General features: G+C 63.4%; 21 protein-coding genes and 1 riboswitch. Of the genes, 12 read left to right on the top strand and 9 right to left on the bottom strand.

What is annotated here, in order from left to right:
* Positions 1–1,143, top strand: a 1,143-nt coding sequence (locus tag ACT3UQ_RS18370; protein ID WP_444637664.1) for an HNH endonuclease, incomplete at its 5' end; no start/stop codon positions are given.
* Between the two features lie 31 nt (positions 1,144–1,174).
* Here the strand turns inward: ACT3UQ_RS18370 and ACT3UQ_RS18365 are convergent.
* The gene (locus ACT3UQ_RS18365; RefSeq protein WP_444637663.1) at positions 1,175–2,005 is read right to left on the bottom strand and encodes an HAD family hydrolase; all 831 of its coding nucleotides are present in this window, start codon (positions 2,003–2,005) and stop codon (positions 1,175–1,177) included.
* A gap of 111 nt (positions 2,006–2,116) precedes the next feature.
* Positions 2,117–3,394: a serine--tRNA ligase gene (serS, locus tag ACT3UQ_RS18360; protein WP_444637662.1), complete on the bottom strand. Its 1,278-nt coding sequence runs from the start codon at positions 3,392–3,394 to the stop codon at positions 2,117–2,119.
* Between the two features lie 53 nt (positions 3,395–3,447).
* Between serS and ACT3UQ_RS18355 the strand changes: the two genes are divergently transcribed.
* Complete coding sequence (locus tag ACT3UQ_RS18355) at positions 3,448–4,479, top strand: diacylglycerol/lipid kinase family protein (RefSeq protein ID WP_258141579.1); 1,032 nt, start codon at positions 3,448–3,450, stop codon at positions 4,477–4,479.
* Here ACT3UQ_RS18355 and pheA read toward each other — a convergent pair.
* Both pheA and ACT3UQ_RS18345 read right to left on the bottom strand, forming a co-directional pair.
* A complete protein-coding gene (gene pheA, locus ACT3UQ_RS18350; RefSeq protein ID WP_444637661.1) occupies positions 4,476–5,399 on the bottom strand; it encodes a prephenate dehydratase in 924 nt (307 codons plus the stop codon). The genes ACT3UQ_RS18355 and pheA overlap by 4 nt on opposite strands.
* Entirely contained in the window at positions 5,396–5,722 is a 327-nt protein-coding gene (locus ACT3UQ_RS18345) for a rhodanese-like domain-containing protein (protein ID WP_096282967.1), read from the bottom strand. Before ACT3UQ_RS18345 ends, pheA begins: the two co-directional genes overlap by 4 nt.
* 67 nt (positions 5,723–5,789) lie before the next feature.
* Here ACT3UQ_RS18345 and ACT3UQ_RS18340 point away from each other — a divergent pair, with 67 nt between their 5' ends.
* Together ACT3UQ_RS18340 and ACT3UQ_RS18335 are read left to right on the top strand one after the other, a co-directional pair.
* On the top strand, positions 5,790–7,136 hold the full coding sequence (locus tag ACT3UQ_RS18340) for an amidase (protein ID WP_096282966.1): 1,347 nt from the start codon (positions 5,790–5,792) through the stop codon (positions 7,134–7,136).
* Between the two features lie 94 nt (positions 7,137–7,230).
* A complete protein-coding gene (locus tag ACT3UQ_RS18335) occupies positions 7,231–8,688 on the top strand; it encodes a peptide MFS transporter (protein WP_096282965.1) in 1,458 nt (485 codons plus the stop codon).
* A 51-nt stretch (positions 8,689–8,739) separates the two neighbouring features.
* Here ACT3UQ_RS18335 and ACT3UQ_RS18330 read toward each other — a convergent pair whose 3' ends face one another.
* From ACT3UQ_RS18330 to ACT3UQ_RS18320, 3 genes are all read right to left on the bottom strand, one after another.
* On the bottom strand, positions 8,740–8,961 hold the full coding sequence (locus tag ACT3UQ_RS18330; RefSeq protein WP_096282964.1) for a helix-turn-helix domain-containing protein: 222 nt from the start codon (positions 8,959–8,961) through the stop codon (positions 8,740–8,742).
* Positions 8,948–9,697: a hypothetical protein gene (locus tag ACT3UQ_RS18325; RefSeq protein ID WP_096282963.1), complete on the bottom strand. Its 750-nt coding sequence runs from the start codon at positions 9,695–9,697 to the stop codon at positions 8,948–8,950. Before ACT3UQ_RS18325 ends, ACT3UQ_RS18330 begins: the two co-directional genes overlap by 14 nt.
* A 73-nt stretch (positions 9,698–9,770) precedes the next feature.
* On the bottom strand, positions 9,771–10,094 hold the full coding sequence (locus ACT3UQ_RS18320; RefSeq protein WP_096282962.1) for a DUF4190 domain-containing protein: 324 nt from the start codon (positions 10,092–10,094) through the stop codon (positions 9,771–9,773).
* A 55-nt stretch (positions 10,095–10,149) separates the two neighbouring features.
* Here ACT3UQ_RS18320 and pgm point away from each other — a divergent pair, with 55 nt between their 5' ends.
* A complete protein-coding gene (gene pgm / locus ACT3UQ_RS18315; RefSeq protein ID WP_444615436.1) occupies positions 10,150–11,748 on the top strand; it encodes a phosphoglucomutase (alpha-D-glucose-1,6-bisphosphate-dependent) in 1,599 nt (532 codons plus the stop codon).
* On the opposite strand, the gene ACT3UQ_RS18310 is transcribed toward pgm, so the two are convergent.
* On the bottom strand, positions 11,745–13,187 hold the full coding sequence (locus ACT3UQ_RS18310; RefSeq protein WP_096282961.1) for an amino acid permease: 1,443 nt from the start codon (positions 13,185–13,187) through the stop codon (positions 11,745–11,747). The genes pgm and ACT3UQ_RS18310 overlap by 4 nt on opposite strands.
* A gap of 76 nt (positions 13,188–13,263) precedes the next feature.
* A complete protein-coding gene (locus ACT3UQ_RS18305; RefSeq protein WP_096282960.1) occupies positions 13,264–14,697 on the bottom strand; it encodes an aldehyde dehydrogenase family protein in 1,434 nt (477 codons plus the stop codon).
* Positions 14,698–14,784: 87 nt separating this feature from the next.
* Between ACT3UQ_RS18305 and ACT3UQ_RS18300 the strand changes: the two genes are divergently transcribed.
* The 7 genes from ACT3UQ_RS18300 to ACT3UQ_RS18270 all read left to right on the top strand — a co-directional run bounded on the left by ACT3UQ_RS18300 (position 14,785) and on the right by ACT3UQ_RS18270 (position 22,634).
* Positions 14,785–16,314, top strand: coding sequence for a hypothetical protein (locus ACT3UQ_RS18300; RefSeq protein ID WP_096282959.1), 1,530 nt, complete (start codon positions 14,785–14,787; stop codon positions 16,312–16,314).
* Positions 16,311–16,679 (top strand): GntR family transcriptional regulator, encoded by a 369-nt coding sequence (locus ACT3UQ_RS18295; protein WP_096282958.1) that lies wholly within the window; start codon positions 16,311–16,313, stop codon positions 16,677–16,679. Before ACT3UQ_RS18300 ends, ACT3UQ_RS18295 begins: the two co-directional genes overlap by 4 nt.
* Positions 16,680–16,713: 34 nt before the next feature.
* Positions 16,714–16,808: riboswitch (TPP riboswitch) on the top strand.
* Positions 16,798–17,592 carry a hydroxyethylthiazole kinase gene (gene thiM / locus ACT3UQ_RS18290; protein WP_096282957.1) on the top strand — a complete coding sequence of 265 codons (795 nt, stop codon included), beginning with the start codon at positions 16,798–16,800 and terminating at the stop codon, positions 17,590–17,592. Its footprint overlaps the riboswitch before it by 11 nt.
* Complete coding sequence (gene thiE, locus ACT3UQ_RS18285; RefSeq protein WP_096282956.1) at positions 17,585–18,226, top strand: thiamine phosphate synthase; 642 nt, start codon at positions 17,585–17,587, stop codon at positions 18,224–18,226. Before thiM ends, thiE begins: the two co-directional genes overlap by 8 nt.
* Positions 18,223–19,659 (top strand): bifunctional hydroxymethylpyrimidine kinase/phosphomethylpyrimidine kinase, encoded by a 1,437-nt coding sequence (thiD, locus tag ACT3UQ_RS18280; RefSeq protein WP_444637660.1) that lies wholly within the window; start codon positions 18,223–18,225, stop codon positions 19,657–19,659. The genes thiE and thiD overlap by 4 nt, the downstream gene beginning before the upstream one ends.
* Before the next feature lie 29 nt (positions 19,660–19,688).
* Positions 19,689–20,960 carry a uracil-xanthine permease family protein gene (locus tag ACT3UQ_RS18275; RefSeq protein ID WP_105554086.1) on the top strand — a complete coding sequence of 424 codons (1,272 nt, stop codon included), beginning with the start codon at positions 19,689–19,691 and terminating at the stop codon, positions 20,958–20,960.
* A 267-nt stretch (positions 20,961–21,227) separates the two neighbouring features.
* Complete coding sequence (locus ACT3UQ_RS18270; RefSeq protein WP_444637659.1) at positions 21,228–22,634, top strand: sugar porter family MFS transporter; 1,407 nt, start codon at positions 21,228–21,230, stop codon at positions 22,632–22,634.
* The last annotated feature ends 77 nt before the right edge of the window (positions 22,635–22,711 follow it).

Raw genomic sequence — 22,711 nt, 5'->3', positions numbered from 1 at the left:
GGATACCGCAGTTATCTGGTCAACTGCCGGATCTTGGCCGAAGATACCCCCTACCTCGCAGAGTGCTTCTCTCGCGGCGAACTCACCGAAGCCCAAGTCCTGGCGGTTCTTACGCCCCTGCAAGAGGTCAAAGCCGAACGCCGGACCGAATTCGACGCCACCTTCCGTGACAACCCGGACATGTTCGAGTCCCAAGGCCCCAAACAGCTCACCGACACGGTGCAACGCTTCACCTTGGCCCATGCCTCAGATGATCAGTGCCGGAAAATGAAGCAAGCGGACACCAAACGCCATGTCCGCTTCTCCAAAGGAAAGAACTGCGTACGCATCAGCGGCACCTTGCCCGTCGTCGCCGGCACAGCACTGCAAATGCATCTGCGCCAAGAGTCATTCCGTCTGAAGAAACAAGGCGATCTGCGTACCAGGGAGCAGATCAAAGCCGACCTGCTCTGCACCTACTTGCTGGCCGGCCGGCCGGAGAAGTTGCCGTTGCAACTGCACGTCGGGCTGATCATGACCGATAAGACCCTCCTCCTCGGCGAACGCGAACCGGCCTATATGGAAGGCTACGGATACGTTCCGCCGCAATACGCGCGGGAACTAATCGCCGGAAATTCCATTGGCAACGAGCAGAGTTTCGCCGAAATGGAATCCGCCAAAGCTCAGGAGCATCTGGATCGCCTAGAGACCCTGGCCGACGTGACGCGACTCTACACCGCCCCAGGGGACGGGGAATTGATCGCAATGGACTCCAAGGCCCGCGCCTTCCCCGAAAAGCTTCGCCGCTTCGTGAGGATTCGAGACCGGCACTGCCGCACCCCATTCTGCGATGGGCTGGTCGAAGAGACCGACCACGTACTTCAGCATCACCTAGGCGGCCCTACGGATAGCGACAATGCGGCAGGGCGCTGCCCGACCTGCAATAAGGCCAAAGAAAAACCCGGTTGGCTTGAAGTCGTAGCGCTCAAGGGACCGCACACCATGCGAGTGAACCCGGGCTCCTCGATGATGTATCTATCGACGGCCCCGCCGGCGACCGGATACCTGCACAAACCATTTCCGCAACTACTGCGTGATTCAAAATGGGTGCGAGGCGTCAAGCTCCGGCTGATAAATCAGGAATCCAGCGGTCCCGGACCATAGCCCACGCTCCGTAGGCAGTGCTTACTCCCAGCTAGCGCTGCAACAGCCGTTCTAGAACGATCGCCAAACCATCTTCGTCCACCGAAGCGGTTACCTCGTCTGCGACGATTTTGACCTCGTCGGGGGCTTGGCCCATCGCGACCCCGAAGCCGGCCCACTGGAGCATCTCAATGTCGTTACGACCATCGCCCACAGCGATTGATTGAGCCGATTCGAACTTCAGCTCGGTGCGCAACCGCTCAAGCCCACTGGCCTTGGTGACACCCTCGGCGGCGATATCCAACCATGCGGTCCAACCCACCGAGTAGGTGACGCCGGAAAGGCCCAGACCGTGTACGGCCTGGCCGAAGTCTTCGGCCGTCGCATCGGTGGAGAAGACCACCACGCGGACAGCCCTGCTGCGTAGCAATTCGTCAAAGTCAACGACCTTGGATTCGGCACCAAAACTCGCATCGGTAAAAACATCGCTGGACAAGAATTCACCGCGTTCATTCTCCACCGCATATTTCGCGTTCGGCAGCTGACGCATCAACGCCGCCAGTGCGAGCGACGGGTCAAAGACCTCGCGGTGCAGTACTTCTACCTTCTCGCCCTGCACGCGGGCGAGCACGCCACCGTTGCTGGCCACGACAAAGCCGTGGTCGATGCCTAGCTCGCTCATAATAGGCAGTGCCGCACCGAGCGAACGCCCGGTGGAGATCACGACCTCATGCCCGGCGGACACCACCGCGCGGGCAACGTCGCGCACCCGGGCGCTCATCAAACCTTGGTGATTGACGATCGTCCCGTCGACATCCAGGCAAATCATCAACTTTTCGTTCTGCAGCCGGTCGTCGTTGCCGGTCTTAGTCAAAATAGTCATGATTCAAGTGAACCACCGCTGCGTGGATATTGCGATGATCCACGGCACAATGGCAGGTGAACTGCGGATTAAAAGACAATCGACCGGCCTTTGCGGGGCCGGTCGATTAGCTTACTTCAGGACTTCAAGCCCACCCAGGTAGGGTTGCAGCGCCTTAGGCACGTTGACCGTGCCATCCGCGTTCTGGTGGTTTTCCAGAATCGCAACGATCCAACGGGTCGTGGCGAGTGTGCCGTTCAGGGTGGCTACCGCGCGGGTCTTGCCAGGCTTGCCGTCGACGATCTCGCGTTCGCGGATATTCAACCGGCGGGACTGGAAGGTCGTGCAGTTCGAGGTCGAGGTCAGCTCGCGGAAGGTCTCCTGCGATGGCACCCAAGCCTCGCAGTCAAACTTACGCGCCGCACTCATCCCCAGGTCCCCGGCGGCGGTGTCGATGACACGGTATGGAAGCTCCATGCGCTTGAGCATTTCCTCCTCCATCGCCAGCAGACGCTCGTGTTCGGCCTCGGCCTGGTCAACCGTGGTGTAAATGAACATTTCGAGCTTATTGAACTGGTGCACGCGGATGATGCCACGGGTGTCCTTGCCCGCGGAACCGGCCTCGCGGCGGTAACAAGTGGACCAGCCGGCGTAGCGGATCGGACCCTCGGACAGGTCCATGATCTCGTTGGCGTGGTAGCCGGCCAGCGCGACCTCTGAGGTGCCGACCAGATACAGGTCGTCACGTTCCAGCTTGTAGATCTCATCGTCGTGTTCGACGTCGAAGCCGGTACCCTGCATGGTTTCCGGGCGGACTAGGGTCGGGGTGATCATTGGAATGAATTCGCGTTCGACCGCGAGCTCCAGCGCCATGTTCATCATCGCGATTTCCAGCCGCGCGCCGATGCCCTTCAGGAAATAGAAGCGTGATCCGGAGACCTTCGCCCCGCGTTCCATGTCGATCGCTCCGAGCTTCTCGGCGATCTGCAGATGATCCAGCGGTTCGAAGCCTTCGGCGGCGAAGTCGCGCGGGGTGCCGACGGTCTTCACCAGGGCGAAGTCGTCTTCACCGCCGGCTGGGATACCGTCGACGATCAGGTTTGGGATGGAGCGCTGCAAGGAGGTGCAGGTAGCGGCCGCTTCGTCGGAGGAAGCCTGGGCAGCCTTGACGGCCACCGCAAGCTCCTTGACCTCCGCAAGCAGTGCTGCACGTTCCTCGCCCTTGGCGGCGCCAACCTTCTTGGAGAACGCATTCTGCTCTGCGCGCAGGCGTTCGTAGGTGGCTATGGTTTCGCGACGCGCCGAGTCAGCCTCAATCAGCTGGTCAATCAGCGCTTCGTCGGCACCGCGCGCGCGTTGCGAGGCGCGGTACATATCCGGATTATCGGTGAGCATTTTCAGGTCGATCACATCTTAAGCGTAGCAATCTTGAGTACGATGAGAGCACTATGCAGAGAAACCGCGTGATCTTATTATCCGTAGCCGGTGCCGCAGCTGTGCTCGCGGCCGTAACCGGGTATTCCGTGCGTAAGCTGTCTCAGGACGGGAAACCGATGAGCCAGCACCCTTCGGCGAAGGAGCAATCCGAGTCGAAGAAGGTTGGGCTGGTCATCAATCCATCCAAGTCAGGTGCCGACGAAGCGCGTGATGCGGTAGCCCACGTGTGTGCCGAGGCCGGCCTCGAAGAGCCGCTGGTTTTCGAAACGACACCGGAGAATGCGGGTCAAGAAGCCGCCCAAAATGCGCTCGATGCCGGATGCGACACAATTATTGCCGCCGGTGGCGACGGCACGATTCGCGCCGTCGCAGAAGTACTCGAAGGCACCGAAACGACTCTCGGGTTGCTGCCGCTGGGCACCGGCAACCTGCTGGCCCGAAACGTCGAGGTGCCGCTCGACGACCTGCACACCGCGGCGCTGGTCGCCGTGCGCGGCATGGTGCGACGCATCGACGTGGGCCATATGAAGCTGAAACTGCTGGATGGCAGCAGCGCGGACCACGCGTTCTTGGTGATCGCCGGGGTTGGTACCGACGCGGACCTGTTCGACGACACCGACGAGGAGCTGAAATCCAAGGTCGGCTGGCTTGCCTACTCGGAGGCCGGGCTGCGCCAGCTGCCCGGGCGGCGCAAAAAGGTCGAGATCAAGCTCTCCAACGACGACGCCTGGCAGACTCGTAAGGTCCGCTCGGTGCTCTTCGCCAACTGCGGCAAGCTGCAGGGCGTGGACTTTGTCCCGGATGCGAAGATCGACGACGGGGTGCTCGACGCGGTGGTGCTCTCGCCGCGTTCGGCCGCCGGATGGGGCTGGATCCTGTTGAAGACCGCATTCCGCTCGCGCAACAAGATCCCGGTGATGAGCTTCTACCAGAGCACCGACATCTCATTGCGCTGCGTGGAACCGATGAACACGCAGATCGACGGGGATCCAACCGGCCAGGTCAACGAGCTCCAGGTCTCGGTCAACCCGTCCTCGCTGCGCATTCGCACGCCCTAGAGGCGGGCCTTCAGCTTGAGCACCCAGTCCCGGGCATCGCCGAACGCACCGTCTGAATTGTGCGTATCGATGAACGGGCGGGTGCCCTGCGCCGCCGGGTAGGACCCCAAGAAGCGCAGCTCCGGGCAGAGCCGGTGCAACCCGGCAAGGGCCGCGGAGACGCGCTCTTCGGCGATGTGCCCCTCGACATCGACGGAGAAGAAGTAGCGCCCCAGGCCCGCGCCGGTGGGGCGGGATTCGATGCGCGAGAGGTTGACCCCGCGCGCGGTGAATTGCTCCAGAATTCCCATCAACGCGCCCGGCCGGTCCTCGGAAAGCGGCAGAATCAGCGTCGACTTATCCACACCCGTCGGCGCCGGGATCGCCCCCGGCGAGGTGACCAGGATAAAACGGGTGACCGCCCCGGCGTTGTCTTCCACGCCACGCACCAGCACCTTCAGGCCGCGCGCTTCGGCAACCAGCGGTGAGCAGATCGCCGCGTCGTGGTGCTGCTCCGGGTCCAGCAGTCCCAGCGCGCCGGCGGCCGTGGAAGCAGCCGGGGTGAAAACCGCGGCCGGGATATTCGCTTCGGCCCACAACCGGCATTGCGCCCAAGCGTGCCCGTGCGTGGAAATTTCGCGGATCTGCTCCAGCGCGCCGATATTCGCCCGGACCGCCAGCACGAAGCTGATCGGCACCAGCACCTCGGCGACGATCTGCAGGGATTCTCCGGCGGCGATGGCGTCCAGGGTGGCCGACACGCCGCCCTCCACCGAGTTCTCGATCGGCACCATCGCGGCGTCGGCACTGCCCTCGCGGACCATCGCCAATGCGCTATTAACGCTGCTGGCCGGAATGCGCTCGGAATCGAGCGCCCCGGGAACCTGCAAAAGTGCCGCCTCGGTGAAAGTTCCGGCAGGGCCTAAATAGGCGTATTTCATCGAACGGTGGGTTCCTGACCGTTATCCGCTTCCATCGGGAGCTTGGCTTCGAGCCACGCGTCCGAGCCACCGGCGATGTTGAACGCCGTGTAGCCCAGGCCGGTCAGCCAGGCCGCCGCCTGCGCCGAGCGTCCACCGGTGCGGCAGATGACGTAGGTGTCAACATCCGGGTCCAGCTCTTCCACGCGGGTCGGCAGCTCGCCGAGCACGATGTGCTTGGCTCCAACGGCGCGGCCGGCCTCCCACTCGAAGTCCTCGCGCACGTCGAGAATCAACGCGTCCTTAGGTACGTCGGTGACCTGAACAGTCTCAAAGTCGCTCATGGTTGGCATTCCTCTCTGGTTGGGTGTTTGCTTATAAGACTAGTCATTCCCCGCCTCGAAAGCAGATATGAAGACGAGATCCGCCCTGAAATTGCGTGATGAGCTGGCCAGTGGAGAGCGTTCCAGCCGCGAGGTGACCGAACACTATCTGCGTCGCATCGATGAGCTCGACTCGCTTGGCGCATTTGTGTACGTGTCTCCCGACGCGATGGATGCGGCGGCGGCGGCCGATGAGAAGCAGGTGCGCGGGCAGATCGGCCGGTTGCACGGGCTGCCTTCGGCATTCAAGGACCTGAACGAGGTGGCCGGCATGCCCACCACCTACGGATCCGCCGCCATGGAGCACCAGCTCGCGACGGCGGATCACCCGCTGGTCGCGCGGTTGCGTTCCGAGGGCGTGGTGATCACCGGCAAGACGCAGGTTCCGGAATTCGGACTGAGCAGCTACTCGGAAAATCTCGTCGCTCCGCCCTCGCGCAATCCCCTGGATCCGCGGCTGACCTCAGGGGGTTCCTCCGGCGGCCAGGCCGCGGCGATCGCCGCCGGGATGATTCCCGTAGGCCCGGGTTCCGATGGCGGCGGGTCGGTGCGGATCCCCGCCGCAGCCTGCGGCCTGGTGGGGCTCAAGCCCTCGCTGGGCCGGGTGCCCAGCGACGTGGTCGACGGCTACCTGGACGCGTTCGGCGCACCGAAGATGACGGTTTCCGGCCCGTTGGCCCACGATGCCTTGGATGCGGCGATGCTGCTCGATGCGATGCGCGGCAGCGACCACTTTCTGCCGCTGCTGCGCGGCAGCTACCCCGAAAGGCTCAAGGGGTTGCGCATCGGCTACAGCACCCTCTCCCCCTTCGAAAGCGCCTACCCGATCACCCTGCAGGCGCCCGCGCGCGAGGCCTTCGAACGCGCCAAGCGGCTGCTGGAGGCCAGGCACCGGGTGGAACCGGCGGATCTTCACTACGCGGGCGACTACCCGGAAACCTTCGCCCGGGTGTGGACCAATGGATTGCGCAATATTCCGGTCGACGATGAGAGCCTGCTCGGCGAGTTGGCCAGAGACTTCCGCCGGCGCTCCACCGCGCGCAGCCTCGAGGTGAGCCTGCAGGCGGCATCCCGGCTGAAGCAGATCGCTGCGGATTTTGTGCGACAATGGTCCGCCCATGATGTGATCCTCACCCCGGCGATGGCTTCGACTCCGCCGGAGATTGGCTATTTCACCCGCAAGGATGCGGATACCGACTATATGCTGCAGTGCCAGTACACCCCCTATACCTCGATGGTGAACGTCTCCTCGGTCGCCGCAATCACGGTTCCGATCACGAATTCGAGCTCCGGAATGCCGATGAGCGTCCAGCTGATCTCGCCGCGCGCCGATGAGGGACTGCTTTTGGCGTTGGCCAAACAATTGGGCAAGTGAGCCGGGAAATTTACCGTTACCAGCAGTATGGGTAACATGTGAAATAGATCGCAAAAGTGGGCACTTGCCCAAGGAAAAGCGAAAAATGTTACGCATGTCTACTGTTACTTCGAGCACCCCGGGTACCAATAAAACTTTCTTTGGCCATCCGCGTGCGCTCGCAAACCTCTTTAGTGTCGAAATGTGGGAGCGCTTCTCCTTCTACGGCATGCAGGCTCTGCTGGCCTACTACATGTACTACTCGGTCACCGATGGTGGCCTGGGCATGGATCAAAGCTTGGCGCTGTCGCTCGTCGGCGCCTACGGCGGCGCCGTCTACCTGTCCACAATTCTTGGCGCCTGGCTCTCGGACCGCCTCTTCGGCTCCGAACGGGTGCTGTTCTTCTCGGCGATCGGCATTATGGCCGGCCACGTCGCCCTGGCGCTGCTGCCGGGCTACCTTGGACTGACCTTGGGCCTGATCCTGGTGGCCGTCGGCTCCGGCGGATTGAAGGCCAACGCGGTGGCCTTGGTCGGTTCGCTGTACTCCAAGGAAGACTCGCGCATCGACGCGGGCTTCTCGCTGTTCTACATGGGCGTGAACATCGGCGGTCTGCTCGGCCCGCTGCTGACCGGCCTGCTGCACCAGAAGCTCGGCTTCCATTACGGTTTTGGCGCCGCGGCCGTCGGCATGGCCCTCGGACTGATTATCTACACCAAGGGGCGCAAGAACCTCCCGGACACCGCGGGGCAGGTGGCCAACCCGCTGCCGGCCAACGAGCGCAAGCGCTACGCGGGCATCTTCGCGGGGATCTTGGCGGTGATCGTGCTCGTCTTCGCGCTGAAGATCGTCACCCCGGCAAACCTTGCAAGCACCATCGCCTACGTGGTGATCGCCGCCAGCGTGGTGTACTTCGTATTGATCCTGCGCAGCAAGAAGGTCAGCGCCGTCGAACGCAAGCACGTCTGGGCGTTCATCCCGTTCTACATCGGCTCGGCGGCCTTCTGGGCGCTGTTCCAGCAGCAGTTCACCTTCATCGCGGCCTACTCCGATAGCCGCTTGGATCGCACCCTGGGCGGCTGGGAGATGCCGGCGAGCTGGGTGCAGTCGATCAACCCGGTATTCATCATCCTGCTTGCCAGCGTGTTCGCCGCCATGTGGACCAAGCTGGGCAAGCGCCAGCCGCGCACCTCAGTGAAATTCGGCCTGGCTCTGGTCGTCGTGGGTGCAGCCTTCTTGTGCTTCATCCCGCTCGAATCCCTGGAGATGACTCCGCTGCTTGCGATGGTCGGCATCCTGTTGCTGTGCACCATTGCCGAGCTGCTGCTCTCCCCGATCGGGCAGGCGGTTGCCACCAAGCTGGCTCCGGCGGCGTTCGGGACGCAGATGATCGCGCTGTTCTTCCTCTCGGTATCCCTGGGCACCACGCTTTCGGGCGTGCTGGCAGGCTACTATGTTGCGGGCAACGAAATCCCGTACTTCCTCGCGATGGGCGGCACCGCCATCGTGCTGGGCGTGGCAATGATCGCGGCCACCCCGGCGCTGAAGAAGCTCATGGGCTCGGTGCTCTAAGCTCCGAATTTTTGGCAGGCCTCCGCATCCATGCGGGGGCCTGCCTTCGTTTTAAGCCAAGACCAGCAGTTCGCCGATCTCGCAGTCGAGCGCTTGGCAGATCGCGACGAGAGTGGAGTAGCGGATCGCCTTCGCTCGGTCATTCTTGAGAATCGATAGATTCACCACCGAGACATCGACGAGCTCACTGAGCCGTGCGAGGGTCATCCCACGCTCCGCGAGCAAGTCACCAAGCCTGCAATGCACGCTGCCCATGGGCCTACACCAGCCCATCTGTATCTGCTTGGAGACGCTGGTTCTGCGTAGTCAGCGTCAGGCCAACGGTGACGAGCTCGGCGACCACCAGAATGCCCAGAGCCAAGAACAGCGCACCGAATTCGAAGTAGATCGCGAAGGTCGGTTCAGGCCAGGGGGTGGCGGCGGTAAATTCTTGAGCCGCGCTGGTGAATCCGTCGATCCGCAGGGTTTCTTCACCGGCAAGGCTACTGCCAAAGCCATTCAAGAATTGCCCGAGGGTATTGCCCAGGGCAAGGATCGCCGCTACTAGCCAGCCGGCGCGGCGCAACCGCGGGGTAAACGCCACCCCGGCGCGAAGCCGGTTGCATAACAGGATCACCGCGAGAATCACCGCGCAGCCGGCCAGCCCCTCGAAGATGGCCCCGGAGGCGAGCAGCAGGCGGACACCCAGGCTCAGGTTGCTCGCGGTCACCAGCACTTCGTTGATTTCCGCGGCGACAGCTTCGCCGTGTTCCGGAGTCACGTCCGTGACGTTTGGGTATTCCGGCCAATATGGCACCACCGGAACCAAGACTTCAACCGGGCCGCCGAAGATCAAGACGGCAGCTGACGCGATCGTGGTTACCCCGACTCCGACAAGTCCGATGATCGCTACGATGCGGGTGAAAGCAACAATCGAGGGCCCACGCTTCGAGCCGAAAACCGCGATGAGCAGCAGGGCGAGAGCCCCAATGGCGAGGACTGCCGCGAGTCCGAAGGCTAAGCCCGACATGGCCGATCCTATCGATAGTCGTTAACAACGAATATCGTTATGCTAACTCGGAAGCTTGATGAATACCAGCGGCCTAGGCGAACTCGTTCAGGCCCGAATAGTCGACCTCGTAGTTCTCGATCACCCCCACGGAGAAGACAACCAACCAGATGATGAACGCGTAAAGCAATACCGCGATCGCCAGGCCGACCCACGAGGTAATCAAGCCGGCCAAACTAAGCCCGCGGCTTGACGGTTCACGGCGCTGGGCCAGGTGCCCGGTGATTACCCCGGCCAAGGGAACTAGGATGATTATGCAGAAGCCGAGCATCGAGAGGATGCCCAGCACAAGCGAAGCCGTCGAAAGCCCTGCAGGCTCTCGCGGTTGCTGATACGGATTATTCGGATAGTAAGTCATCGACTTCGATTATTCTATGAACCCAGCCAAAATGCACGAAGACAAGAGGGACCACATGGCACACGAACGAGCCGGAACGCCTGCGCGCGAGGCAGATCTCATCGACCTGGACGCGGTACTCGACGCGTACGCATCGATCCTCCCGTCGCCGGACAACCCGGACCAGGCGGTCATCTTCGGCACCTCCGGCCACCGGGGAAGCTCGCTGAACGGAACGTTCAACGAGCTCCACATCGCGGCCATCACCCAGGCGGTCGTCGATTACCGCAAGGCCGCGGGAATCACCGGGCCGATGTATGTGGGCAAGGACAGCCACGCGCTCTCCGAACCCGCCTACCGGACCGCCCTTCAGGTCTTGGCGGGCAATGGCGTGCGGGTTCTCGCCGACGCCGGCCTGACCCCTACCCCGGCGGTCAGCCACGCGATCCTGGTCCACAATGCCGCGGCCGGCGAGCTGGCCGACGGCCTGGTCATCACCCCCTCGCATAATCCACCGGCCGACGGCGGCATCAAATACAACCCGCCGCACGGCGGGCCGGCGGAATCCGAAATCACCGGACCGATCGCGGCTCGGGCCAATGAATTGATGGCCAGCGGGGCTATCCTGCGTGGGGTCGCGAACCCGGAGGACTTCGATTTCCGCGAGCTGTACATTGCGGATTTGGCGCAGGTGATCGACTTCGAGGCGATCGCCGCCTCCGGGATCTCGATCGGCGCGGATCCGCTCGGCGGCGCCTCGGTGCACTACTGGGGCGAGATCTCACGGCGCTACGGGCTGAACCTGAGCGTGGTGAACGAAGAGGTGGACCCGCGCTTTGGCTTCATGACGCTGGATAAGGATGGCAAGATCCGCATGGATTGCTCCTCGGCGCATGCGATGGCCTCGCTGGTCGCTAACCGGGATAAATACGATATCGCCACGGGCAACGATGCGGACGCCGACCGGCACGGAATCGTCACCCCGGATGGCGGCTTGATGAACCCGAACCATTTCCTGGCCGTGGCCATCGACTACCTGCTCACGCACCGCCCGCAGTGGCCCGCCGACGCGCAGATCGGCAAGACTTTGGTCTCTTCGGTGCTGATCGACAAGGTGGTTGCGGCGCACGGGCGCGAATTACGCGAGGTGCCGGTGGGCTTCAAATACTTTGTCGAACCGCTGGCCTCCGGCAAGGTGGCCTTCTGCGGTGAAGAATCGGCCGGAGCGAGCTTCCTGGACTTCAACGGACGGGCCTTCAGCACCGACAAGGATGGGCTGATGCTCGCGCTGCTTGCCAGCGAAATCCGCGCGGTGACCGGCAAGAGCCCGAGCCAGCGGCATGCCGAGCTGGTCGCCGCGCACGGGCAGAGTTTCTATGACCGCTTCGACGCCCCGGCAACGCGGGCGCAGAAGGCCGTGCTGGGCAAGCTGGATCCGCAGGCCGTCACCGCGACCGAGCTCGCCGCGGATCCGATCACCGCGAAACTCACCGAGGCCTCGGGATTCGCCATTGGCGGGCTGAAGGTTTCCAGCGAACACGCGTGGTTTGCCGCACGCCCCTCGGGGACCGAGGACATCTACAAGATCTACGCCGAATCCACCCGCTCGGCCGAGCACCTCGCGCAGGTTTTGCGCGAGGCCCAGGTCATCGTTAACGCCGCACTGGCCGCTTAGCGCAGGCTCCAGGGGTCGATTTTGACCTCGGGCTGCTTGCGCGTCTTCCACCAGTGGCCCGCCCAGAGCAGCAGGAAGAGCGGAAGCCCGATGTAGCTGGAGAGCACCTCCAGCACCCGGCCTTGGAGTACCGCTTCGTAGTTCTGCCCGGCGATCACCACGATCAGGATCACGAAGGCGAGGATCGGCCCCAGCGGGAATAGCGGCGCCCGGTAGGGAAGTTTGGCCAGGTCCTGTCCGCTGGCGATATATGCCTTGCGGAACTTGTAGTGGCTAACCGCGATGCCCACCCAGGCGATAAAACCGGACAGCCCGGAGACGTTCAGCAGCCAGGTGTAGGCCGAGCCTTGCCCGATGAGGGCGGTGAGGAAGCCGAAAAGGCCCACCGAGGCGGTTAAGAGCATGGCCGGCACCGGCACTCCGCGGCGGTTGAGCCGGCCGAAGATCTTCGGCGCCTTGCCGTCGCGGGCCATAGAATAAAGCATACGTGCTGAGGCATATAGTCCGGAGTTGCCCGCCGAAAGGATCGCGGAGAGGATCACCGCATTCATCAGTGCCGCGGCGAAGGCGATTCCGGCGCGCTCGAAGACCATGGTGAATGGCGAATTGGCGATATCCGACTCACCGCTGGCGAGCAGGGTTGGGTCGGTATATGGCAGCAGGGTACCAATAATGAAGATTGCGCCCACATAGAAGAGCATGATGCGCCAGAAGATCGCCTTGATCGCCTTGGGGATATCGCGCTGCGGATTCTCCGCTTCGCCGGCGGCCACACCCACCAGCTCGGTGCCCTGGAACGAGAAGCCGGCGATCATGAACACCGAGACCACCGAGAGCCACCCGCCAACAAACGGCGCGTCTCCGGTTGACCAGTTGCTGAAGCCCGGGGAGCTGCCGCCCATAATACCCAGCACCATGGCTACGCCGCAGATGAGGAACACGATCACCGTGATGACCTTGATCATCGCCAGCCAATATTCGCTTTCGCCGAAGGCCTTCGTGGACAGCGCGTTCAGCGCGGTGAGCAAGAGCAGGAAGGTCCCGGCCCAGATCCAGCCGGGGACATCCGGCAGCCAGTAGGACATCACAATGCCCGCGGCAACCAGTTCAGCGGCGACGGTAATGGCCCAGTTGAACCAGTAGTTCCAGCCGATAGCGAAGCCGAAGTGGCGGTTGACGAAGACCGAAGCATAGGTCTGGAAGGAGCCGGCCACCGGCAACCGTGCGCTCATTTCGCCCAAGGACTGCATTAGGAGCAGGACCATCAGGCCGATCAGCGCGTAGGCGAGCAGCGAACCGCCCGGGCCTGCCTGGGCGATCGTGCCGCCGGAGGCGACAAAGAGTCCGGTGCCGATCGACCCGCCGATGGCGATCATCTGCATATGGCGCGCTTTGAGGCCACGCTTCAAACCATCGGTGGACGGTGCGGGCTCGGTCATGCAGATGCTCCTGAAGTAAGGTTTTTGGGCCTTAACAATCATTCCACCTGGAAAGCTTCAGCAGCTATGAACCGCGCTACAGTAAGCGATCAATAATCTTTCGCTTAGCCCATGTATATGGAGGATATATTGCGCTCAAGGTGTCAATGACCGTCGTTTTGCTGAGTTCTGAGCGGATCTGCGAAAGCCGGTCGAAGCCATACTTGCCGTGGTACGAGCCCATTCCACTGGCCCCCACCCCGCCAAATGGCAGGGACGGGATGACCATTTGGGCCAGTGGCGCATTGTGCACAATCGCTCCGGCGCGCACTCGATCGGAGAAGATCGACTGCAGCCGCGGGGACTCGCTCATCAGGTACGCGGCCAGCGGGGAGGGGCGTGCGGCGATGAATTCAAGCGCCTCGTCGAAGGAGGCCACCTCGACGACCGGAAGGATCGGACCGAAGATCTCTTCCTGCATCAGCTTCGAGTCGAGGTCGACCTGGCGCATGATGGTCGGGGCGATGCGCAAGGTGTCCGCGTCGTAGTCGCCGCCGTGGACCACCTCACCCGAATCGAGCATGCCCACCAGTCGGTCGAAATGCTTCCGGCTGACGATTCGGCCGTAATCCGGGTGGTTGATCGGGTCTTTGCCGTAGAAGCCGGCAATCGCCTGGCCGAGCCGGGCGATCAATGCGTCGGTGTCCCCGATGGAGAGCACATAGTCCGGGGCCACGCAGGTCTGTCCGGTATTCATGAATTTCGCATAGGCCAGGCGCTTGGCGGTGGGCAATGACTGGTTGTCTACCACCGCGGGGCTCTTGCCGCCGAGCTCGAGGGTGGTGGGTGTCAGCTGCTTGGCGGCCGCTTCGGCGACCACCCGCGCGACCTGCTGTCCACCGGTGAAGAAGATGTGGTCCCAGCGTGCGGCGAGCAGCTCGGTGGCGGTGTCCACTCCGCCCTCGATAACCGCGTAGACCCGGGCGTCCAGGTACATCGGGAGCAGTTTCGCCAGCACCCCCGAGGTGGCCGGTGCGAGCTCCGAAGGCTTGAGCACCGCGGCGTTTCCGGCGGCGATCGCGGCGACCAGTGGAGCCAGCATCAACTGCAAGGGATAGTTCCACGGCCCGATGATCAGCACGACCCCCAGCGGCCGGGGTTCGACCTTGGCCATGGCCGGCTGCAGCGCGAAGGGAACCTTGACGGCGGTTGAATCCATCCACTCCGAGAGATGCCGTTGGGCGTGGTCGATTTCGGAACGGACCACGTCGATTTCGCTGAACTTCGCCTCGGTGGCGCTCTTGCCAAGGTCCTCGGCGAGCGCGTCGAGGAATTCTCCCGTGCGTTCGGCCAGCATCTTTTCCAGGGCACGCAGCTGCTGGGCGCGAAAGCGCCGCGGGTGCGTGATGCGGGTGTCGGCGGATCGGCGCAGGTGCCCGAGGACCTCGGTGATGCGCGAGGGATGCTCGTCTACCGGCGGTGCGGCGTCGCCGACGGGATCTGGAAGCGGATTTGAGGTAAAGAGACCCATGGCTCGATGCTACTTCATTGATTCCCCGGGATATTCCATTTGTATCAGGTGTTTGATACATTAGTTTTTCAACTTACGGAGGTAATTATGGATCAACTCTCCACCGCCGCGTTCAGCATGGCGATCGGCGCAGCCCTGATCTACGCGTGGCTGCGCACGGTTGCCCGTCAAGACAACAGGCCCGCACTGCTGCGGGCGAGATCCCACTCCTTCTGGTGCGCGCTGATTGCCTTCTTCGTAAGCAGTTCCGGCGGGGTGAGCAACCAGCAAGCGGCCCATGCCGGCGCCGGCGAATCCCTGTGGGCCAGCGATCTGCTCGCCGCCACCGGTCCGGCACTCTGGCTGCTGTCGATCTATCTGATCGGCCTCTACTCCTGGCCGGCGTCGGTGGCGAATGTGCGCGCGGCCTCCCTGGAACCTCGCTCGATGATGACGCCGTTGCCTAAGGCCTTGAGTGCCGTCGCCGCGCTGGTACTCCTCGGCGCCGGTCTTACCCTGTGGATGATCCGCGACGTCACCGGGGTCCCCCCGCAATATGAGGTTGCCTCCTCGGACGCCTACGGAAGCACCTGGGTTTCGCAGTCCGCGACCGACGGACTGCGTGCGGCGGACCAGATGCTGGCCCTGTTTGCCATCAACCTGGCCTCCCTGGCGCTGGCCCTGCTCATCGCGATGCTCTTCATTTTGCTGCGCAAACCGCTTGGTTCGCTCAGCCCCCACGATAACCAGGTATTGCGCGAAGTCTGGCTCAACCGGCTGCTGCGCACCTCGATCCTGGCCTTTGCCTCCGTTGGAGCCTCGTCGCTGCATTACAAGGCCTCGTGGCTTATGTCGCTGGATCGCACCATGTATCAACCCTGGCAAAACACCGCTAACGTGGCCATGCTCATCACCTTCATCGCCATGGCATTGTGGAAGCCACCGGAAAATTTTGCCAGAACCACTAGCCCAAAGCCTGCCTCCTCCTTTTTGCGGATGCGCGAAAATTTGTTTGCCATTGGATTCCTCACCACCGCGCTCACACTCATCGCACTGGCCTGCTCCTCCTCGCTTGTGCAGACCGAGTACGCGGACAATGCGCGCCCCGGTGAGAATGCCCCGCAGGCAATTGTGTCGCTCCTGGTGGTAGCCCTCTTGTTCTTGGTGCTCAATGCCGGGTTCCTGGGCTACCTGCACCTGAAGTCCAGGGGAACCCATTCACTGGCTCGGCACAGCGCAGACCTGCCGCGCTATGTCTATGTGCTCGCCGGACTCTTGCTCATCGGCGCCACATACCTGCTGATCAATCCACCATTCGAATATTTTTGGGGTCTAGTTCCGGTCAAACCGGTCTTTGCGCTGGGTGCGCTCCTCGCGTTGCTTGCCGCTACCGCCTGCCACATCTGGTGGGTTCGGCGTGCGGCCTTGCCTTGGGATGTCACCGTGGAGCAAGAAATTTGGTACCGCCAAGTCCACGAACTACGCGCCCTCCGTGTAGTCACCGCGGCGGCCGTCGCCATGCTGGCCTGGGGTTACGAGGCAGGTCCCTACGTTTCGGCCGTGGGGATCATCGTCTTCTGCTGCCCGGCAGTGATCATTTTGGCCCGCCCAGAAACTAGGGTGCCGCAGCGCGTATGAGCCAACATATTTTCGTGGACCTGGACGCGGCGGTTCCGCCCTATGAACAGATCCGCACGCAAATCTCTTCGCTGATTTCCTTGGGCGAGCTGCCGGCGGGAAGCAAGCTCCCTACGGTGCGGGCACTGGCCACCGATTTGGGGGTCGCTTCCGGGACGGTGGCCCGCGCTTACAAGGAACTCGAAGCCACCGGCCTGGTTTCCTCCCGGCGGCGTGCCGGAACGGTGGTGAACGCCGGAGCCGATATGGAGAAATCCTCCGGTGATCTGGTTCAAGCGGTGGATCGGGTGTGGGAGCTGGCCCGAGCTCAGGGAATCGACGAGGCCACCGTCAGGGCGCTGGTGCAACGCCGGGCGCGGCAATAATTTGTTCTTCCGCGGCTTTGGTGAGTACGCTCTAGCCAGTGACACGGGGTGTCGGATTCACCGACTGAGATGAGACCCGTCGAACCTGAACTAGTTCAAACTAGCGGAGGGATGTCGCATGACCCTGACTTCCGTTGCCCGGAATTACCGGCAACAATCCCCTTTGGTGTTTTGCCTGACCAATACCGTGGTCACCAACTTCACCGCGAATGCGCTGCTGGCCTCCGGGGCGGCTCCGGCCATGACCGACCTGCCCGGCGAAGCCGGGCCATTTGCCGCGGTGGCCTCCGCGGTCCTGGTGAACCTGGGCACCCCGAGCACCGAACAGCTGCGCGCCATGGACGAAGCGGTTCACGGTGCGAACCAGGCCGGCACCCCCTGGGTGCTGGACCCGGTGGCCGTGGGCGCATTGCCGGTGCGCACTGACTTCGCGCGAAAAATCGTGACCCAGCGCCCCACCCTGATCCGCGGCAATGCCTCGGAAATTCTGGCGCTGGCCGGGCGGAGCTCGACCGGGCGCGGAGTGGACGCGCAGGACACCGTGCACGCGGCCATCGAGGCCGGACGCCAGTTGGCCGCCGAATATGGTTCGGTGGTCGCGATCTCCGGGGCGGCCGATGCGATCATCGATGCCAAACGCACCACGCTGGTGCACAGCAACGGGATCGGCTTGACCGGGATTACCGGCGGCGGCTGCGCCCTGGGTGCAATCTGCGCCGGAATGCTCGCGGTGAGCGAAGACCCGTTCGACGCGGCGATCGCAGCCCACGGCCTGTACGGACTGGCCGCCGAAAAGGCCCTGGCCATCGGCCGCGGTCCGGGAAGTTTCGCCGCGGCCTTCCTCGACGAACTCTCGCTGCTGGACCCCGAGGAATTGCACAACCTGCGCCTTGAGGAGGCAAATAATGCGTGATCTGGGAATCTACCTGGTAGCCAACACCGAAAGCTGCCAGCCGCGCAGCACCTTGGAAGTCATCGAAGGTGCGGTGGCCGCGGGTGTGCAATGGGTGCAGCTGCGGGCCAAGAACGAGACCGCCCGCGAATTCTTCGAACTTACCTGCGCGGCGGCAGAACTCACCGCCGGCAAGGCCGAACTGCTGGTCAACGACCGCATCGACGTATTCCTCGCGGCACGGGCAGCGGGTGCCGCGGTCACCGGCATCCACATCGGGCAGAAGGATATTGCGGTGCGCTACGCCCGCGAAATCATCGGCGAGGGGATTATCGGGCTCAGCGCTTCCACCGATGAACAGCTGACCGGGGCCAACGCCGACGCGAAATACCTCGATTACCTGGGGGTCGGGGCGATCCGCGCGACGCCCACGAAGAAGGACCATCCCACCCCGCTGGGCATCGATGGATTCCTGCGGGCCAAGCGGCTCACCGAGCTGCCCGCCGTGGCCATCGGCTCGCTGACCGCCGCGGATGCCGCGGCGCTGCGCGACGGCGGGGCCGCCGGCATGGCGGTGGTCCGCGCGATCTGCGCCGCCGAGGATCCGCAGGCGGCCAGCGCCGAACTGCTGGACCGCTGGGAAGGTGCCAAATGAGCCTCAACATTCTTTCCATTGCCGGCTCCGACCCCTCGGGAGGCGCGGGCATCCAGGCGGATCTGAAGGCCATCGGCGCCAACGGCGGCTACGGCATGGCCGTGATCACCGCGCTCACCGCGCAGAACACCCTAGGGGTGGATGCGGTGCAGGCCGTCGACGCGGAATTCGTGGCCAAGCAGCTGGAATCGGTGTCCGCAGATGTGCGCATCGACGCGATCAAGATCGGCATGCTGGCCAATTCACAGATCATCACCGCGGTGTCCCGGTGGCTGGAAACGGTGCACGCTCCGGTGGTGCTGGACCCGGTGATGATCTCGACCAGCGGGGACCGGCTGCTGGCCGATGGTTCGGCGTTGGACGCACTGCTTTCCCGGGCGGATGTGCTCACCCCGAATACCGCAGAGCTTGCGGCCCTGCTCGGCGAGCAACCGGTGCGTGGCTGGGAGGAACTGCTCGAACAGGCCCAACGCCTGGCGGCCAAATACGAGGTGCTGGTGATCGCCAAGGGCGGCCACCTGCCCACCGAACGCTGCCCCGACGCGCTGGTGGGCCCGGCCGGGGTGATCGCCTGCTATGACGGCCCACGCCACGCCACCGCCAACACCCACGGCACCGGTTGCACGCTATCCAGCGCGCTGGCCACGCACTATGCACGCGGCGGGGATTGGGCCACCGCCCTGGGCGCGGCGAAGGAGTACCTCTTCGCGGCGATTGCCGCGGCCGATGAATTGCAGGTGGGCAGCGGGCACGGACCGGTGAACCACTTTGCCGGGCTCTTCGCGGGGCACAGCGCGGATCCGATGGCCGATTGGTGGGAGCGGATCGCCGAGTTGCGCGGTGGAATCGATGAGCTTCAGTTCATCCTCGAGCTCTCCGCGGGCACGCTGGAGCGCGAACGTTTCGAGTACTACCTGGCCCAGGACGCCCTGTATCTGCAGCGCTATGCGCAGGTGCTCGCGCGGGCCAGCGCGCTGGCCCCGCAGCTCGAGGCGCAACGCTTCTGGGCCAAGGGCGCGGAAGGAATCCTGGAGGGTGAGCTGAAGCTGCACCGCAGCGAGCTACTCGACCTGGCCCCCGAGCCGAGCGCCACCACGTTGAACTACGTCAACCACCTCAGCTCCTGCGCATCCAGCTATCCGGAGCTGATCGCCGCGATCCTGCCCTGCTATTGGATCTATCAGGACATCGGCAATCGGCTGAGCGCCGCGAATCATGCCGGGCACCGGTATGAGAGCTGGCTGGCCACCTACAGTTCGGCGGAGTTCGACGAGGCCACCGCGGCGGCCATCGAGCTGGTCGCCGCCGCCTGGCGGCTCGCGGATCCGGCGCTGCGCGAGCGGATGTGGGATGCATTCCGGCGTTCGGCCGAGCACGAGCTGTCTTTCTTCGCCCAAGCGCACGCGAAGGGCGTAGACTTCTCTACGGCCTAAACGCGGGGCCAGGAATTCTGGAGGAACGCATGAAGTGGAGCATTCACGGCAACGGGAAGACCATCACCGAAGGTGAGGTCGTTGCCCCGGATGAGCGGCTGCATTGGCCGCAGACCATTTCCATCGGAGCCCAGCATATTCTGGCGATGTTCGGCGCCAGCATCCTGGTCCCGACGCTGACCGGTTTCCCGGTGACCACCACGCTGCTGTTCACCGGCGTCGCGACGATCATCTTCTTGCTGATCACGAAGAACAAGGTGCCCAGCTACCTGGGGTCCTCCTTCGCGCTGATCGCCCCGGTGATGGCCTCGAAGGTCGGCGACGACTTCTCCGCGGCGCTGGGCGGCATCGCGATGACCGGTGCCGCGCTGTTCATCGTCGGCGCGATCGTGGCGAAGACCGGCACCCGGTGGATCCACGCGTTGATGCCGCCGGTGGTTATGGGCACCATCGTCGCGCTGATCGGCTTGAACCTCGCCAGCGCCACGCTGGCTCCGATGCGCGATTTCCCGGCGACGACCTTCCTCACGGTGCTCGCCGTGGTGCTGTCCACCGTCGCGTTCAAGGGGCTGCTCGGGCGCCTGTCGATCCTGGTGGGCCTGGTGATCGGCTACGCGATTGCGCTCCTCCAGGGCCAGGTGGACTTTGCCGCCGTGGGTCAGGCGGGCTGGATTGGGCTGCCCCAGTTCCATGCCCCCAGCTTTGACTTCAACGTGGCGTTGATGTTCCTGCCGGCGGTATTCGTGCTGATCGCGGAGAATATCGGCCATGTGCGCACCGTGGGCATCATGACCGGCAAGGACCTCTCCGAATTCAATGGGCGGGCGCTGATGGCCGATGGCGTCGGAACCCTGGTGGCCGGCATGGGCGGCGGCTCGGCGACGACCACCTATGCGGAGAATATCGGCGTGATGGCCGCCTCGCGCGTCTACTCCACCGCGGCCTATTGGGTCGCGGCGATTGCCGCGATAGCGCTGGCCTTCCTGCCGAAATTCGGGGCCTTGATCAATACCATTCCGGCCGGGGTGATCGGCGGGCTGGGGATCGTGCTGTACGGAATGATCGGCATTATCGGTGCCCGGTTGTGGATCGAGGCGAAGGTGGATTTCCAGAACCCGGTGAACCTGATGACCGCCGGAACCGGACTGATTATCGCGATTGCGGTCACCACCGATCTGACCTTCGGCCAGTTCCAGGTGGGCGGCATCGCGCTGGGCACCATTGCGACCCTTGTGGTTTACCACCTGATGAATACCGTGGCCAAGCTGCGCAATAGCACCCTTGAACCGGTTGAGCGCTAAGCCAAGACCGAAGAACCAGCCGGCATTGTGACGAAGCTCACGATGCCGGTTTTCTTTTGCCCTCCTGGAGAGGCCCGGCCTCGGCACCTTACCCGATTTGCGCGGGATTTCGGGGCTGGGTTGCGCGGATCCCCGAACCGCCCGAACACCTATTGTAAGGATTCTTTCCAAATTATGGCCAAGGTCGCATAAGCCGGCGGCCCGCGCGGGCATAAAACCCGCTGGAAATGTTTTGCGCCCCAGCCCAATCCGATAGCATGGCTCCTTGTGACTGCGACTACATCTGACGGAAAGATATCCGCTCGACTCATCCTGATCGCCCTCGGGGCTGCCCTGGGTGGGTTCGTTTTTGGATATGACTCATCAATCGTTAACGGCACCGTGGACGCTGTCGAGCACGAGTTCGGGCTCAACGCGCTAACCATCGGTTTCACCGTTTCCTGCGCCCTGCTTGGCGCTGCGCTCGGCGCCTGGATCGCCGGAATGGTCTCCGAACGCATAGGCCGCGTGCGCACCATGGTGATCGCCTCCGCGATGCTGCTGATCTCCGCGCTGGGCTGCGGATTGTGCTTCGGCGCGTTCGACCTCATCATCTGGCGCATCGTCGGCGGCATCGGCGTCGGCTTCGCCTCGGTGATCGCCCCGGCCTACATCGCCGAGGTATCCCCCGCCAAGCACCGCGGACGCCTGGGCTCCATGCAGCAGATGGCCATCGTGCTCGGTATCTTCGTCGCCTTCCTGGTCAGCGCGCTGCTGGTCTTCGTGATGGGTTCGGCCGACGCCATCGGCTGGTTCGGCCTTTCGGCCTGGCGCTGGATGTACCTCTCGCTGGCCATCCCGGCGATCCTCTATGGCGTGCTGGCTATGCGCCTGCCGGAATCCCCGCGCTATCTGGTCGAGCGGGGCCGCTACGTCGAGGCGGCAACCGTACTGACCCGCGATATGGGCATGGTCCCGGGGGCCGAAACCGAAGCCAAGATCGAGGAAATCCGCAACACGGTCCACGTCGAGCGCCGCCAGGTGTTCAAGGACCTGCTCGGGCGCTTCGGCTTCCACCCGCTGGTGTGGGTGGGCATCCTGCTCTCGGTCTTCCAGCAGTTCGTGGGCATCAACGTAATCTTCTACTACTCCACGACGCTGTGGAAGTCTGTCGGCTTTGCCGAATCCGATTCCTTCACCATCTCGCTGATCACCTCGATCACCAACGTGGTGGCCACGATCGTTGCGGTGCTGCTGATCGACGTGCTCGGCCGCAAGCTGCTGCTGTTGATCGGCTCGTCCATCATGACCGTGTCATTGGGCATGATGGCCATCGTCTTCGCCCAGTCGGTCACCATCGACGGCGCAGTTTCACTGCCCGGCAGTTGGGGCATCGTGGCGCTGGTCTCCGCGAACCTGTTTGTGGTTGGCTTCGGCGCGACCTGGGGTCCAGCCGTCTGGGTGCTGCTCGGCGAAATCTTCCCGAACTCCATCCGCGCGCTGGCGCTCGGCGTTGCCGCCTCCGCCCAGTGGATCGCCAACTTCGCCGTCTCCACCACCTTCCCGACCCTCGCCGAGGCAGGCCTGGCGCTGGCCTACGGCATCTACGCGTTCTTCGCGCTGCTTTCGCTGATCTTCGTGATCTTCATGGTGCGCGAAACCAAGGGACGCCAGCTCGAGGAGATGAGCCTCTAGGACGCAGGAAACCTTCCGCCGCTAAGGACGTCGGGGGGGCACCCCCTGGGTGGCCCCCCCCCCGTTGGTGGGAAACA

Origin of the sequence: Glutamicibacter sp. AOP12-B1-11 (assembly GCF_052379245.1) — a bacterium.
Lineage (GTDB): Bacteria > Actinomycetota > Actinomycetes > Actinomycetales > Micrococcaceae > Glutamicibacter.
The sequence above is the reverse complement of the archived record's forward strand: the minus strand, read 5'-3'. Positions and strand labels throughout refer to the sequence as shown.

Coding starts and splice junctions, on each gene's coding strand:
- ACT3UQ_RS18325 (WP_096282963.1), bottom strand. CDS start 9,697: ATGTCGGGCTTAGCCTTCGGACTCGCGGCAGTCCTCGCCATTGGGGCT.
- ACT3UQ_RS18330 (WP_096282964.1), bottom strand. CDS start 8,961: ATGGGCTGGTGTAGGCCCATGGGCAGCGTGCATTGCAGGCTTGGTGAC.
- ACT3UQ_RS18345 (WP_096282967.1), bottom strand. CDS start 5,722: ATGAGCGACTTTGAGACTGTTCAGGTCACCGACGTACCTAAGGACGCG.
- ACT3UQ_RS18300 (WP_096282959.1), top strand. CDS start 14,785: ATGGATCAACTCTCCACCGCCGCGTTCAGCATGGCGATCGGCGCAGCC.
- ACT3UQ_RS18295 (WP_096282958.1), top strand. CDS start 16,311: ATGAGCCAACATATTTTCGTGGACCTGGACGCGGCGGTTCCGCCCTAT.
- ACT3UQ_RS18320 (WP_096282962.1), bottom strand. CDS start 10,094: ATGACTTACTATCCGAATAATCCGTATCAGCAACCGCGAGAGCCTGCA.
- ACT3UQ_RS18335 (WP_096282965.1), top strand. CDS start 7,231: ATGTCTACTGTTACTTCGAGCACCCCGGGTACCAATAAAACTTTCTTT.
- thiE (WP_096282956.1), top strand. CDS start 17,585: ATGCGTGATCTGGGAATCTACCTGGTAGCCAACACCGAAAGCTGCCAG.
- ACT3UQ_RS18275 (WP_105554086.1), top strand. CDS start 19,689: ATGAAGTGGAGCATTCACGGCAACGGGAAGACCATCACCGAAGGTGAG.
- pheA (WP_444637661.1), bottom strand. CDS start 5,399: ATGAAATACGCCTATTTAGGCCCTGCCGGAACTTTCACCGAGGCGGCA.
- ACT3UQ_RS18365 (WP_444637663.1), bottom strand. CDS start 2,005: ATGACTATTTTGACTAAGACCGGCAACGACGACCGGCTGCAGAACGAA.
- ACT3UQ_RS18305 (WP_096282960.1), bottom strand. CDS start 14,697: ATGGGTCTCTTTACCTCAAATCCGCTTCCAGATCCCGTCGGCGACGCC.
- pgm (WP_444615436.1), top strand. CDS start 10,150: ATGGCACACGAACGAGCCGGAACGCCTGCGCGCGAGGCAGATCTCATC.
- ACT3UQ_RS18310 (WP_096282961.1), bottom strand. CDS start 13,187: ATGACCGAGCCCGCACCGTCCACCGATGGTTTGAAGCGTGGCCTCAAA.
- ACT3UQ_RS18340 (WP_096282966.1), top strand. CDS start 5,790: ATGAAGACGAGATCCGCCCTGAAATTGCGTGATGAGCTGGCCAGTGGA.
- thiD (WP_444637660.1), top strand. CDS start 18,223: ATGAGCCTCAACATTCTTTCCATTGCCGGCTCCGACCCCTCGGGAGGC.
- thiM (WP_096282957.1), top strand. CDS start 16,798: ATGACCCTGACTTCCGTTGCCCGGAATTACCGGCAACAATCCCCTTTG.